Raw genomic sequence first — 13,236 nt, 5'->3', positions numbered from 1 at the left:
TCTGCTCCTTAACGGGTAATCATATCATCGCGATGAACGGCGACCGGGCCATATTCGTAACCCAGAATCGCGTCAATCTGCTGAGAGTGGTGTCCGGCAATGCGGCGCAGCGCGTCGCTGTTGTAGCGGCTCACGCCGTGGGCAATATCACGCCCCTCCAGATTACAGATGCGGATCACTTCACCACGTGAGAAGTTGCCTGTCACGCTTTTAATGCCTTTCGGTAGCAATGAACTGCCGCGTTCCAGAATCGCCGCCATCGCGCCTTCATCGACGGTGATTTCACCAGCAGGCGGCGCGCCAAAGATCCAGCGCTTGCGGTTCTCCAGCGGAGAGGCCTGTGCATGGAAGCGGGTACCGACAGAGATGCCTTCCATCACATCACCAATCACGCCCGGCTTGCTGCCAGCGGCGATAATCGTGTCAATCCCGGCGCGGCAGGCGACGTCAGCGGCCTGCAACTTAGTGCCCATGCCGCCCGTTCCCAGCCCCGATACGCTGTCGCCGGCGATTGCGCGCAACGCGTCATCAATCCCGTAGACATCTTTAATCAGTTCGGCCTGCGGGTCGGTACGCGGATCGGCGGTGAACAGCCCCTGTTGATCGGTCAGCAGCAGTAGTTTGTCCGCCCCGGCGAGGATCGCCGCCAGCGCGGAGAGATTGTCATTGTCGCCCACTTTAATTTCCGCTGTGGCAACTGCATCGTTCTCATTGATCACCGGAACGATATTGTTATCCAGCAGGGCACGCAGAGTGTCGCGCGCATTCAAAAAGCGTTCCCGGTCTTCCATGTCCGCCCGCGTCAGCAGCATCTGCCCGACGTGAATGCCGTAAATCGAAAACAGCTGTTCCCACAGTTGGATCAGTCGGCTCTGCCCGACCGCCGCCAGCAGTTGCTTGGTGGCAATGGTCGCCGGCAGTTCCGGATATCCGAGATGTTCACGCCCGGCGGCGATAGCGCCCGACGTGACGATAACAATACGGTGTCCTGCGGCATGCAACTGCGCGCACTGACGAACAAGTTCTACGATGTGGGCACGGTTCAGGCGGCGCGATCCGCCCGTTAGCACACTGGTGCCGAGTTTTACCACCAGCGTCTGGCTGTCACTCATGATTCTCTGCCGTTCAAAATAGGGAAAATGATAGTAAACGAACGTTTTAGCAGGACTGGCCCCGGTTGCCAACAAGCAGCGCATAAAGCATGGAATTTTGTTGTGCTGGATCAGCAAGCGTAGCGGCAATTTTTGACGTTTTTATTACTGAAACAGAAAAACATCCTTTTTTAAAATTATTCTTACGTTGTCATAAAACCTTCACTCCAGAACGTTAAAACCCTCTTGTCTTTCAACGGGGATCACACCCAGTAAATAATAGCGCGTACGTTAAATCAGGACTGAAAATGAAAAAGAGCACTCTGGCATTAGTGGTGATGGGTATTGTGGCATCGGCATCCGTGCAGGCAGCGGAAGTGTTTAATAAAGACGGTAATAAACTGGATGTGTATGGCAAAGTCAAAGCGATGCACTATTTCAGCGACAATGACAGCAAAGACGGCGACCAGACCTATGTCCGCTTTGGTTTTAAAGGCGAAACGCAGATTAACGATCAACTGACTGGTTACGGTCGTTGGGAAGCGGAATTTGCGGGCAACAAAACCGAAAGCGAATCTGGTCAGAAAACGCGTCTGGCGTTTGCCGGGGTCAAGCTAAAAGATATCGGTTCTTTCGATTACGGTCGTAGCCTGGGCGCGCTATATGACGTTGCCGCCTGGACCGATATGTTCCCGGAATTTGGTGGTGACGGCCTGGCGCAGACCGATAACTTTATGACCAAACGCGCCAGCGGTCTGGCGACATACCGGAACACCGACTTCTTCGGCGTGATCGACGGTCTGAACATGACCCTGCAATATCAGGGCAAAAACGAAGACCGTGACGTGAAGAAACAAAACGGTGACGGGTTCGGGACATCACTGAGCTACGACTTCGGCGGCAGCGATTTCGCGATCATTGGCGCCTACGCCAACTCTGACCGTACCAATGAGCAAAACCAGCAGGCGCGCGGTCATGGCCAGAATGCTGAAGGCTGGGCGACCGGTCTGAAATACGATGGCAACGACATCTATCTGGCGACCATCTATTCTGAAACCCGCAACATGGCGCCGATCTCCGGTGGTTTTGCCAACAAAGCGCAAAACTTCGAAGCCGTCGCACAATATCAGTTTGATTTCGGCCTGCGTCCGTCCATCGGTTACGTTCAGTCGAAAGGCAAAGATATTGAAGGTATTGGTGATGAAGATATCGTGAAATATATCGACGTCGGCGCGACCTATTATTTCAACAAGAATATGTCGGCGTTTGTTGATTATAAAATCAACCAGATTGATGACAACAACAAACTGGGCGTCAACAGCGATGACATCGTGGCGCTGGGTATGACCTATCAGTTCTGATGCCAGAATGGTCCGGATGAGTTGACTTATCCGGCTAAAAACAGAGAGGCCGGATGATTCATCCGGCCTCTTTTTTGGATTACGCCGTTAGCTTCACCGGCTCATCACGGAAATCGTCTGCGGGCTCCAGTGACAAATGCAGCGTGTTTAACAGCTCACGCAACTTCTCGTGAAACTCGCGCAGGGTATATTCCAGTCGCTCAACGACTTCTTTATCTTTGATCGCCACAGTCTTCCAGTCGCCCGCTTTGTCGAACAGACCAAATTTGTAGCTGTAGGTAAAACGCTTTTCGTGCGCTTCCAGTTCCATCCACCAGCCCCAGAATTCGCGCAGTTCAGGCGCGGGCTTCACGTTGACGCAAACAGCCAGACAATCGAAAAAGAATCGATTATCTTCGCACTTTCCTTCGCGGATATAAGGGCCAAGCGCGGTGAATTTCTTGATCAATCTGCTCTTCGGGTGTCCACTCGGTAACGTCATTGCGATCTCCTGTTGTGAAGCAACTGTTTTACCAAAACAGTAGAATTTAGCAAATTATTAACACAATCTCTTTTCAATCCAGCGGGTGATTTCCTGTAACGCGTTGTCAAAATTGCGATACACCGGATTGAAGGGAATCTCCAGCAGCTTACCGTCAGAAGATGAAGACGTGATTAAACGCGACTCCTCTTCCGGACTGAACGGATCGTTCTTCCAGAAGCCCGACAGCATTGGCGTCGGGCAGCGTCTGCCAAGCAGTCCCTGCACCTTCAGCGAATAGCGATTAAGCTCCACGCGCAACGCTTCATCGGACGCATCGTGCATCCCCAGTCGACTTGCCAGAACGTCAAGATACATTTCCGGTACCGCTCCCTGACGTAACGGATCGCTCAGCAACGCATGGACAACCGGACCGAGGCAGGCCACCGCTTTCAGACGCGGTGATTCAAGATAGGCCAGACGCACCGCCACGTTGGCACCAAAACGAAATCCGAACGCCGCCACCCGGGTATGATCCACCCACGGCACATTCGGCAGCGCTTTCAACACATGCTGGTGCAACAGGCTGGAGTCCTGAGAGAGCTTCCACTTTGACGAGAAACCGACGGAAGGCATGTCCAGCGTCAGCATGGCGATGCCGCGCGGCGCGAAATAGCGCTCATACAGGGTGTAGTAATCGGTTTGCATTGAATCCAGACCGCCGCACATCAGCACCGTCGGAAACGGGCCGTCGCCTTTTGGCATATGCAAGAACCCGGTGACGGGCGAGCCGCCAGGCACGCTAAATTCCATCTCACGCAGCGTACCCGGCAGTCGCTGCGCGGCTTCTTCATAGGCACGGTTAGATAAGGCCTGCGCCTGTTCCGCCAGATCGTCCCCTTTCAGGTGCGGATAGGCAGCGATGTTGTACAGCGTCGAGGCGTGTAGCCAGTAGCGACCACTGCGCTCAGGGTCCGTTTCCTGGCAGGCTTTCTGCTGCCAGTCCATCGCCTGTTTTGCCCATTCATAAATCCAGTTGCCGCCACGGTAACCGATCACCGTATCGTAAAGATCGGCATCGGTGCGCTCGGCGTCACTCATCACGATGCGCGCCTGAACATCCAGAATTTCTCGCGGATCCACCCCGCGCCAGATCCACATCAGGCGGTTAATCATGCGATACCAGTGGGGAATATTCTTGCCATCCAGCGCCGATTGCACAGGCGGCTGCATCCCGGCATTAAAACGGCGGACCAGGGTCGACGTTTCGGGGTGTTTGAAACGGGGTTTGAACAGGATTTCGCTTAGATTAGCCTGTGACATGCGTACAGCCTCCTGAAGTACTCACTGAGGCTTATTGTAACCCGACACCGGCTAAATAGAACAACGCCCGGCTGTGCCAGGCGTTGAAAAAGTCAGAGATTAGCGGCCAGAAATCGGCGGAACGAAGGTCACGCCCATGTCCCACGGCTGCTCAATCCAGGTATCCTGCGGGATATCAATCACGTAATCATCGACTAACGGACGACCCGCCGGTTTCGCGAAGATAGTGACAAAGTGCGCTTTTGGGTACATTTCACGGATAGCCACGGCGGTACCACCGGTATCCACCAGATCGTCGATGACGATAAAGCCTTCACCATCGCCTTCAGCGCGTTTCAGAACTTTCAGTTCACGCTGGTTGTCGTGATCATAGCTGGAAATGCATACGGTATCGACATGACGAATGCCCAGTTCACGTGCCAGCAATGCGCCCGGCACCAGACCACCACGACTAACGGCAATGATGCCTTTCCACTGTTCTGAAGGCATCAGGCGGTTTGCCAATTTGCGTGCATGGATCTGCAGCATGTCCCAGGTGACGACGTATTTTTCGCTCATGTGAAGTGTCCCAGCCTGTTTATCTACGGCTTAAAAAGTGTTCGAGGGGGAAATAGGTTGCGCGAGATTATAGAGATCTGAGCCACCAAAAACCAGTGTTTCGCGGAATCGGGCCCTCTTTTTACGTGCTTTATACTCGCAGCGGGCGCAGAAAGTGGTATTCTCAAGCGCATCTCGCAAGCCAGACTTGTGGTAATAATTAACCTGCTAACCCTGTGACCTGCAAGCCTGTTTGCAGCGCATCTATACCCTGAATACCACCTAAAGTATGACGGGTATACAAGGAGAATTATCGTGTCTGAACTATCTCAACTCTCCCCGCAACCGCTGTGGGATATTTTTGCAAAAATCTGTTCAATTCCTCACCCGTCCTATCATGAAGAGCAGCTCGCTGAGCACATCATCGGCTGGGCAAACGAGAAAGGTTTCCACGTCGAGCGCGACCAGGTAGGGAATATCCTGATTCGCAAACCGGCCAGTGCGGGAATGGAAAACCGTAAACCGGTGGTTCTGCAGGCGCACCTGGACATGGTGCCGCAGAAAAACAACGACACTGTGCACGATTTCACCAAAGATCCGATCCAGCCTTATATTGATGGCGAATGGGTGAAAGCGCGTGGTACCACACTGGGCGCCGATAACGGCATCGGGATGGCTTCCGCATTAGCGGTTCTGGCTGACGACAGCGTCGTTCACGGCCCGCTGGAAGTGCTGCTGACCATGACCGAAGAAGCGGGGATGGACGGTGCATTTGGTCTGCAGGCCAACTGGCTGCAGGCGGATATTCTGATCAACACCGACTCGGAAGAAGAAGGTGAGATCTACATGGGTTGCGCAGGAGGGATCGACTTCACCTCTAACCTGCCGCTGACCCGCGAAGCCGTTCCGGCAGGTTTCCAGACCTTTAAGCTGACGCTGAAAGGGCTGAAAGGCGGTCACTCCGGTGGCGAAATCCACGTTGGTCTTGGCAACGCGAACAAACTGCTGGTTCGTTTCCTGGCCGGTCATGCTGAAGAGTTGGATCTGCGTCTGGTCGATTTCAACGGCGGTACGCTGCGTAACGCAATTCCACGTGAAGCCTTTGCGACCGTTGCCGTTGCGGCAGACAACGTAGAGGCTCTGAAAGCGCGGGTTAACGCTTATCAGGACATTCTGAAAAACGAACTGGCTGAAAAAGAGAAAAACCTGGTGGTTCTGCTGGAGAGCGCCGCGAGCGATAAAGCCGCACTGACCGCACAATCTCGCGATGGCTTTATCCGTCTGCTGAACGCCACGCCGAACGGTGTGATCCGCAATTCCGACGTCGCAAAAGGCGTGGTTGAAACCTCACTGAACGTGGGCGTCGTCACCATGACCGACGACAACGTCGAAATCCATTGCCTGATCCGTTCGCTGATCGACACCGGTAAAGACTATGTCGTTAGCATGCTGGATTCGCTGGGGAAACTGGCAGGCGCGAAAACCGAAGCGAAAGGGAGCTACCCTGGCTGGCAGCCGGATGCGAACTCACCGGTGATGCATCTGGTGCGCGAAACCTATCAGCGTCTGTTCAACAAGACGCCGAACATCCAGATTATCCACGCGGGTCTGGAGTGCGGTCTGTTTAAGAAACCGTACCCGGATATGGATATGGTCTCTATCGGGCCAACCATTACCGGTCCACACTCACCGGATGAGCAGGTGCATATCGAAAGCGTCAGTCATTACTGGACGCTTCTGACCGAACTGCTGAAAGCGATTCCGACGAAGTAAGTTACGGCTGTCGTGCTATAAAAATGCCGGATGGCGGCGCGTTGCGCCTTATCCGGCATTTTGCTCTTTATAACCCCAGCAATAACTGCCGTTCCAGTTGCGGATCGAGTAGCGTTACGTGCAGCCCCACCAGCCTTACCCCCCGCCCTGCCCGCCGCTCATCCCAGGTTTTATGCGCAGTAGAAATCAGGTCTTCTTTATTCAGCTTCGGCCAGACGTGTTCCTGGGTGGTTTGCTGAAAGTCATTGAACTTGAGCTTTACCCCCTGGCGAGCAATGCATAAATCGGGTTTGACTTTCGCCAGTCGCCGTTCGAGTTCCGGATATAACTGCTCAATGATCGCCTCACAGTCAGACCACTGATGAATATCTTCCGCCATGGTGCGTTCCACGCCGACCGATTTGCGTAAGCGTTCATTATTGACATCCCGTTCGTCGATTCCCTGGCTACGCTCCCACAATACCCGCCCAAACTTACCGAAGCGCTTAAGTAATGTCGCCAAATCGCACTGCTGGACATCACCGCAGGTGCGTAGCCCCATGCTTTCCAGTTTTGCCGCAGACACTTTACCGACGCCGGGAATTTTCCCCAGCGGCAACGTACTGAGGAACGCCGGCACATCATCCGGCGTGATGACATACTGTCCGTTGGGTTTATTCAGATCGGAGGCGATTTTGGCCAGAAACTTCACTGGCGCCACGCCCGCCGAGGCGGTAAGTTGCAGCTCGTTGAAAATCGTCTGGCGTATTTCCTGAGCGATAAGCGTGGCTGACCCATGACAGTGTGTACTGTCCGTGACGTCCAGATACGCCTCGTCCAGTGACAGCGGCTCAATTAATGAGGTATAGCGGGCGAAAATGGACTGGATTTGGCGGGAGGCTTCTTTGTAGGCCTCATAACGGCCCGGTAATAACGTGAGGTGCGGACACAGTTTCAGCGCCATACCGGTCGGCATCGCGCTGCGCACGCCAAATTTACGGGCGGGATAGTTGGCGGTGCTGATAACGCCTCTGCGCTCACGGCTGCCGCCAATGGCAATAGGGATGTCGCGCAACGCCGGGTTGTCCCGCATCTCAACCGCGGCGAAAAAACAGTCCATATCAACATGTATGATTTTACGCATCACCCACCTCCCGAAACACTGTTTAAGTATACAGTGAAATCAATAAATGGGAAGCGATCGCTCATCCGAACAACGCGACGAATTCCAGCGTCGTGACTACTGTGGCATCGGGTTGCGATGTAATGCAGCGAGGTGCTGTTTTTTATCCAGTTTCTCCACTAACGGTTGAACCACTTTTTCACCATGCTGACCAAAATATTGATACAAAGTATCGGCTGCGCTCTGGGTCAGAATCATGATTTCGATGCGTCGGTTTCCTGCGCTTTCCGGATTATTGGTATCCAGCAGCATCTGGTCAGCCATCGCACTAACCTGCATCACTTTATCCTCCGGCATCCCCGCTTCTTCCAGTACGCGACGTGCGGATAACGCTCTGTCCCCTGACAGGTTCCAGTTGTTATAAATATTATTTTTATAACCCATGGCATCCGTATGCCCGGTAATAATGATCTTATTGTCCAGCGAGTCAAAAACCGGCGCCAGCTCAACCAGAAGCGATTTAAAGAACGGCATGATCCGTGCACTGCCACGCTCAAACATACTGCGGTTTTGGTCGTCTTTAATCAGCACACGTAACCCCTGGGGCACTATCTCCATTTCCAGGTTAGTTTCCATGTGCGCATTTCGCGCAACAGTATTAATACTGGTGGCCAATTCACCTAATTCTGAGGCGGATTTTCTTTTCAGCAGCGCCGTTTTCTCATTCACATCACGCGCTTTTCTTTCGGTTGCCTCACTCACTTTTATCCGTTCTTTTGCTGAGTTCGTTTCCTCGGTGGTGGACTTATTACGCGGGGTGCTACTCCTGCTTGCCATCGCGGTAATCGGCTTTTGACCAATTTTATTCAGCGCCGTTAAGCCCCCGCCATTAAAGATCGACTGGCCATGCAACGCCGCCACAATGTTTTCTCGATCGGATTTACTGACGCTGTTCACAATCAACTTCATCGTCGTCACCAAAGGCGCTGAACGTATCTCCGAAGTATCCGCCCGCTTTACCCTTGATGCGATGCCAGGCAAACAGATGGCGATCGACGCCGACCTGAATGCCGGGCTTATTAACCAGCAGCTGGCGCAGACTCGACGTAAGGACGTCGCCGGCGAAGCCGATTTCTATGGCGCGATGGACGGGGCCTCGAAGTTCGTGCGCGGCGACGCCATCGCCGGGATGATGATTCTGGCGATCAACCTGATCGGCGGCGTGTGCATCGGGATTTTTAAATACAATCTCAGTGCCGAAGCGGCATTCCAGCAGTACGTGCTGATGACCATCGGTGACGGTCTGGTGGCGCAGATCCCTTCCCTCCTGCTCTCTACCGCCGCCGCGATCATCGTGACCCGCGTCAGTGACAATGGCGATATCGCCACCGATGTTCGCGCACAGTTACTGGCCAACCCGTCGGTGCTGTATACCGCCACCAGCATTATGTTTGTACTGGCAGTGGTGCCGGGAATGCCACATTTCCCGTTCCTCGCGTTCAGCGGCCTGCTGGGCTTTACCGCATGGCGGATGAGTAAACGCCCGAAAGCCGCTGAGGCTGAAGAGAAAAACCTCGAAACGTTGACGAAAACAATCGTCGAAACGACCGAGCAGCAGATTACCTGGGAAACCATCCCGCTGATTGAGCCAAACAGCCTGAGCCTGGGGTATAAGCTGGTCTCACTGGTGGATAAATCAAAAGGCAATCCGCTGACCCAGCGTATCCGTGGCGTGCGCCAGGTGATCTCCGATACCAACGGCGTGCTGCTGCCGGAAATTCGCATTCGTGAAAATTTCAGGTTAAAGCCCAGCCAGTACGCGATCTATATCAACGGGATTAAGGCCGATAAAGCCGATATTCCCTCTGACCGCCTGATGGCGCTGCCTTCCAGCGAAACTTACGGCGAGATAGATGGCATTCTGGGTAATGACCCGGCGTACGGGATGCCGGTGACCTGGATCCAGGCATCGCAGAAGGCGAAAGCGTTGAATATGGGGTATCAGGTGATCGACAGCGCCAGCGTGATTGCCACGCACGTCAATAAGGTGGTGCGCAGCTACATTCCCGATCTGTTTAATTATGATGACATTACTCAGCTGCATAACCGTCTCTCGTCAATGGCACCGCGCCTGGCGGAAGATCTCAGCGCCGCGCTCAACTACAGCCAGTTGCTGAAAGTGTATCGGGCACTGCTGGTTGAAGGCGTATCACTGCGCGACATTGTGACTATCGCCACCGTGCTGGTTGCCAGCAGCAGCGTAACGAAAGATCCCATTCTGCTGGTCGCTGATATCCGCCTTGCGCTGCGTCGCAGCATTACGCACCCGTTTGTCCGCAAGCAGGAACTGGCGGTCTATACGCTGAATAACGAACTGGAAAACCTGCTTTCTAACGTGGTGAATCAGGCGCAGCAGAGCGGTAAGGTGATGCTCGATAGCGTGCCGGTGGATCCGAACATGCTCAATCAGTTCCAGAGCAATATGCCGCAAATTAAGGAGCAGATGAAAGCCGCAGGCAAAGAGCCGGTGCTGCTGGTCGCGCCGTCGCTACGTCCGCTGCTGGCGCGCTATGCCCGACTCTTCGCGCCGGGTCTGAACGTTCTGTCTTATAACGAAGTGGCAGATGAACTGGAGCTGAAAATTATGGGGGCACTGAGTTAAATAATTACCCGGCTGTTTAAGTCGGCGTTTTTTCTGCCGCTTTATAAAGATGACGCGACAAGGAGGTTGTATTTCAAATGCCTGCTCAAGTTAAAGGATTGATGAGTGACCATTCAACAGAATATCCCATCCCCTTCAGAAAACGACGCTCAGCATGATGACGCCAGATTGTACTGGCGCACATACCGGGAGTTTGTGCGCCAGCAAGAGTTGCAACAACATAATGAAACGCAATCAACAGATGACGCGATGCCCGCGCACGTCGCGCTCATCGAACCCGTCGATCTGTTGCTGGCAGGCACGATGATGCTTGTCTTCATCATCCTGCTGCTGCTTGCCTGTTAGATGATGGTATTTTCCTTGAGGATCCGGCGTGCGCCGAGGAAGTGATCCTGCCAGAACGGATCGGTCAATTGGCTCACCCGGATGGTTTCGCCCGTACGCGGGGACTGGATAAACTGTCCATCCCCCAGATAAACACCCATATGGTCGGCGATATCCTGACTGTGTATATGGAAGAACAGCAGATCGCCACGGCGCAGGTCACGGTTAGCGACAATGGTTGCCCGACGGTAATGATACATTTCATTTGCCGTGCGCGGTAATTTGGCCGCCAGGATTTTATTGTAGGCGTAGAAAACCAGCCCACTACAGTCGAATCCGCGATCCGGATTGACGCCTCCCCATACGTACGGTTTCCCCAGTTGCGCCTCAAGGCGATGAATCGCTACTTCCGTGATATTCTGCAAATGGTCGCTAGTGAGGAACGCCTTATTTTCTGCCAGTTCCTGCCAGCGGTGGTTGTCCGCGCGCAGCGGCCCCGGGAACCATTCTGGATGCTGTTCAAGCAACTCACGGTTGTGCTGGCGCAACGCTCTCTTGCTCTGCGGGGTTCCGGAAACAATATAATGCGCCTGCCTTCTGCGCTTCGCCTGATATTTACTGAGCAGACGTTCACGGTTATGCATCCGCAACGTCGCGGCATAGCTAAACGTCTGATGTGAAGAGACGGCTGCAGACAATGGTGAATAGAGGAGACATAACGAGAGCAGCCCCGGCAGAATGGCGCGCGGAGCACCTGATAAAAACATAAAAAAACATAACCTAAATAAACAGTGAGGCGACAGTTTAACCAGGCGAGGAACTGACCAGGCTTAATAATCAATAATTAAAAAATTAATGGTTTATTATCAGTGAATTGTATCCGCCATGCCCCTGCCGACGAGCCTGACATCCGTTCTGCGGAAATGGGCAAAATCGGGCCGGTTCTGACAGCCAGTGTCGCTAACGTTCTGTATAAATTGTAAACGCACCACGAGGGGCTTGCGAAAAACTGTCGTGGTGTTAATGTGAGCGTTCCAAATCCAGACTAGTCCGATTTGGGGATCTTATTTTTGCCGTTCTGGCGTGGGTAATCGTTTTATCAAGGAACAAGCAGTATGCGTAAAATCGCATTATTTATTGCGATGCTTTTGATCCCGTGCGTGTCATTCGCCGGCTTGCTGAGTAGCAATAGCTCCACAACCCCCATCAGCAAAGAGTATAAGCAACAATTGATGGGATCGCCGGTCTATATTCAGATCTTCAAGGAAGAGCGCACGCTCGATCTCTACGTCAAGATGGGCGAACAGTATCAACTTCTCGACAGCTACAAAATTTGTAATTACTCCGGTGGATTAGGTCCAAAACAACGCCAGGGCGATTTTAAAAGTCCGGAAGGTTTTTATAACGTCCAGCGTAGCCAGCTCAAACCTGACAGCCGCTTTTATAAAGCCATTAATATTGGCTTCCCCAACGCCTATGACCGTGCTCATGGTTATGAAGGCAAATATCTGATGATTCACGGTGCCTGCGTCTCGGTTGGCTGTTACGCCATGACCGACAGCGGCATTGATGAGATTTTCCAGTTTGTCACCGGTGCGTTGGTCTTTGGTCAGTCGAGTGTGCAGGTCAGTATTTATCCCTTCCGCATGACCGATGCCAATATGCAGCGTCACAAGTATTCGTATTACAAAGAGTTCTGGTCGCAGTTAAAACCGGGATACGATTATTTCGAGCAGACCCGCAAGCCACCGACCGTGTCGGTTGTCGATGGCCGCTATGTCGTCAGCAAACCGTTGAGTCATGAAGTGGTTCAGCCGCAGCTGGCGTCAAACTACACGCTCCCCGAGACAAAATAACGCCCACTCGCCTGGCATAATCTTTTGCCAGGTTTCGTTGCCTGTCAGTGGTTGCGTGGCAATGACGGTGACCACATCGTTCGGTGTGGTCTCTTTCTGAAAATCTATCTCCACATCCTGATCGAGCAACGTGGCGACGCCAAACGGTGCACGGCGCGTGATCCAGAACAGATTCGTTGAGCAGAATGCCATCACATAACGACCATCTGACAACAGCATGTTAAAGACCCCTTTCTCACGCAGTACGCCCGCCAGCGTTGCGATATACCTGAACACCGCCGTCATGTTGCCAGGCGTGCGCGGGTAGCGCTGAGTGAGTTTGTGCAGCAACCAGCAGAATGCCTTTTCGCTGTCGGTTTCACCCACCGGGCGAAAATTGCCGGTTTCCAGCGTCTTATAGCCCGAAAGCTGACCATTGTGCGCGTAGGTCCAGTGGCGGCCCCACAGTTCACGCGTGAAGGGATGGGTGTTCTCCAGCGCCACTTCGCCCCGGTTCGCCTGGCGAATATGGGCAATCACGGAACAGGATTTGATCGGGTAGTCCTGTACCAGTCTGGCGATGGGGGAGTTAAAGCTGGGTTGCGGATCTTTGAACGTCCGGCAGCCTTTGCCTTCATAGAAGGTGATGCCCCAGCCGTCTTTGTGCGGTCCGGTTCCCCCTCCACGCTGAACCAGCCCGGTAAAACTAAAGCAGATATCGGTAGGCACATTGGCGCTCATCCCGAGCAGTTCGCACATACATCACCT

12 protein-coding genes and 1 pseudogene are annotated in these 13,236 nt (G+C 53.4%); 5 read left to right on the top strand and 8 right to left on the bottom strand.

The annotated features are described in order from the left end of the window. Positions 1-8: 8 nt before the first annotated feature. A complete protein-coding gene (proB, locus tag ACQ0PY_RS05555) occupies positions 9-1,112 on the bottom strand; it encodes a glutamate 5-kinase (RefSeq protein ID WP_042997817.1) in 1,104 nt (367 codons plus the stop codon). A gap of 287 nt (positions 1,113-1,399) precedes the next feature. Here proB and phoE point away from each other — a divergent pair, with 287 nt between their 5' ends. Continuing rightward, positions 1,400-2,452 carry a phosphoporin PhoE gene (gene phoE / locus ACQ0PY_RS05550; RefSeq protein WP_109739896.1) on the top strand — a complete coding sequence of 351 codons (1,053 nt, stop codon included), beginning with the start codon at positions 1,400-1,402 and terminating at the stop codon, positions 2,450-2,452. A gap of 79 nt (positions 2,453-2,531) precedes the next feature. On the opposite strand, the gene crl is transcribed toward phoE, so the two are convergent. The 3 genes from crl to gpt form a co-directional block, all read right to left on the bottom strand. After that, positions 2,532-2,933 carry a sigma factor-binding protein Crl gene (gene crl / locus ACQ0PY_RS05545; RefSeq protein WP_042997819.1) on the bottom strand — a complete coding sequence of 134 codons (402 nt, stop codon included), beginning with the start codon at positions 2,931-2,933 and terminating at the stop codon, positions 2,532-2,534. 57 nt (positions 2,934-2,990) lie between these two features. After that, a complete protein-coding gene (gene frsA, locus ACQ0PY_RS05540; protein WP_044258817.1) occupies positions 2,991-4,235 on the bottom strand; it encodes an esterase FrsA in 1,245 nt (414 codons plus the stop codon). A 99-nt stretch (positions 4,236-4,334) separates the two neighbouring features. After that, positions 4,335-4,793 carry a xanthine phosphoribosyltransferase gene (gene gpt, locus ACQ0PY_RS05535; protein WP_042997821.1) on the bottom strand — a complete coding sequence of 153 codons (459 nt, stop codon included), beginning with the start codon at positions 4,791-4,793 and terminating at the stop codon, positions 4,335-4,337. Positions 4,794-5,087: 294 nt separating this feature from the next. Between gpt and pepD the strand changes: the two genes are divergently transcribed. Continuing rightward, a complete protein-coding gene (gene pepD / locus ACQ0PY_RS05530; protein ID WP_042997822.1) occupies positions 5,088-6,545 on the top strand; it encodes a cytosol nonspecific dipeptidase in 1,458 nt (485 codons plus the stop codon). Between the two features lie 67 nt (positions 6,546-6,612). Here the strand turns inward: pepD and dinB are convergent, their stop codons facing one another. Both dinB and lafU read right to left on the bottom strand, forming a co-directional pair. Then, positions 6,613-7,668, bottom strand: coding sequence for a DNA polymerase IV (gene dinB / locus ACQ0PY_RS05525; protein WP_044265098.1), 1,056 nt, complete (start codon positions 7,666-7,668; stop codon positions 6,613-6,615). Between the two features lie 96 nt (positions 7,669-7,764). Then, complete coding sequence (gene lafU, locus ACQ0PY_RS05520) at positions 7,765-8,625, bottom strand: putative lateral flagellar export/assembly protein LafU (RefSeq protein WP_161215644.1); 861 nt, start codon at positions 8,623-8,625, stop codon at positions 7,765-7,767. Between lafU and ACQ0PY_RS05515 the strand changes: the two are divergent. Next, positions 8,591-10,309 (top strand): annotated as a pseudogene (locus ACQ0PY_RS05515) (flagellar biosynthesis protein FlhA); the annotation flags it as partial. The gene lafU and the pseudogene ACQ0PY_RS05515 sit on opposite strands and share 35 nt — an antisense overlap. A gap of 105 nt (positions 10,310-10,414) precedes the next feature. Continuing rightward, complete coding sequence (locus tag ACQ0PY_RS05510; RefSeq protein ID WP_042997826.1) at positions 10,415-10,654, top strand: hypothetical protein; 240 nt, start codon at positions 10,415-10,417, stop codon at positions 10,652-10,654. Here the strand turns inward: ACQ0PY_RS05510 and ACQ0PY_RS05505 are convergent. Beyond that, positions 10,651-11,400 (bottom strand): C40 family peptidase, encoded by a 750-nt coding sequence (locus tag ACQ0PY_RS05505; protein ID WP_071888436.1) that lies wholly within the window; start codon positions 11,398-11,400, stop codon positions 10,651-10,653. The two genes, ACQ0PY_RS05510 and ACQ0PY_RS05505, sit on opposite strands and share 4 nt — an antisense overlap. 348 nt (positions 11,401-11,748) lie before the next feature. On the opposite strand from ACQ0PY_RS05505, the gene dpaA reads away from it, so the two are divergent. Further along, entirely contained in the window at positions 11,749-12,489 is a 741-nt protein-coding gene (gene dpaA / locus ACQ0PY_RS05500) for a peptidoglycan meso-diaminopimelic acid protein amidase (protein ID WP_042997828.1), read from the top strand. Here dpaA and ACQ0PY_RS05495 read toward each other — a convergent pair. Further along, a complete protein-coding gene (locus ACQ0PY_RS05495) occupies positions 12,460-13,227 on the bottom strand; it encodes a class II glutamine amidotransferase (RefSeq protein ID WP_044258806.1) in 768 nt (255 codons plus the stop codon). The two genes, dpaA and ACQ0PY_RS05495, sit on opposite strands and share 30 nt — an antisense overlap. Positions 13,228-13,236: the final 9 nt, after the last annotated feature.

The organism is Citrobacter sp. LST-B2 (genome assembly GCF_057983045.1).
Note: the sequence above shows the minus strand (reverse complement) of the source record. Positions and strands in the feature narration are given on the sequence as shown.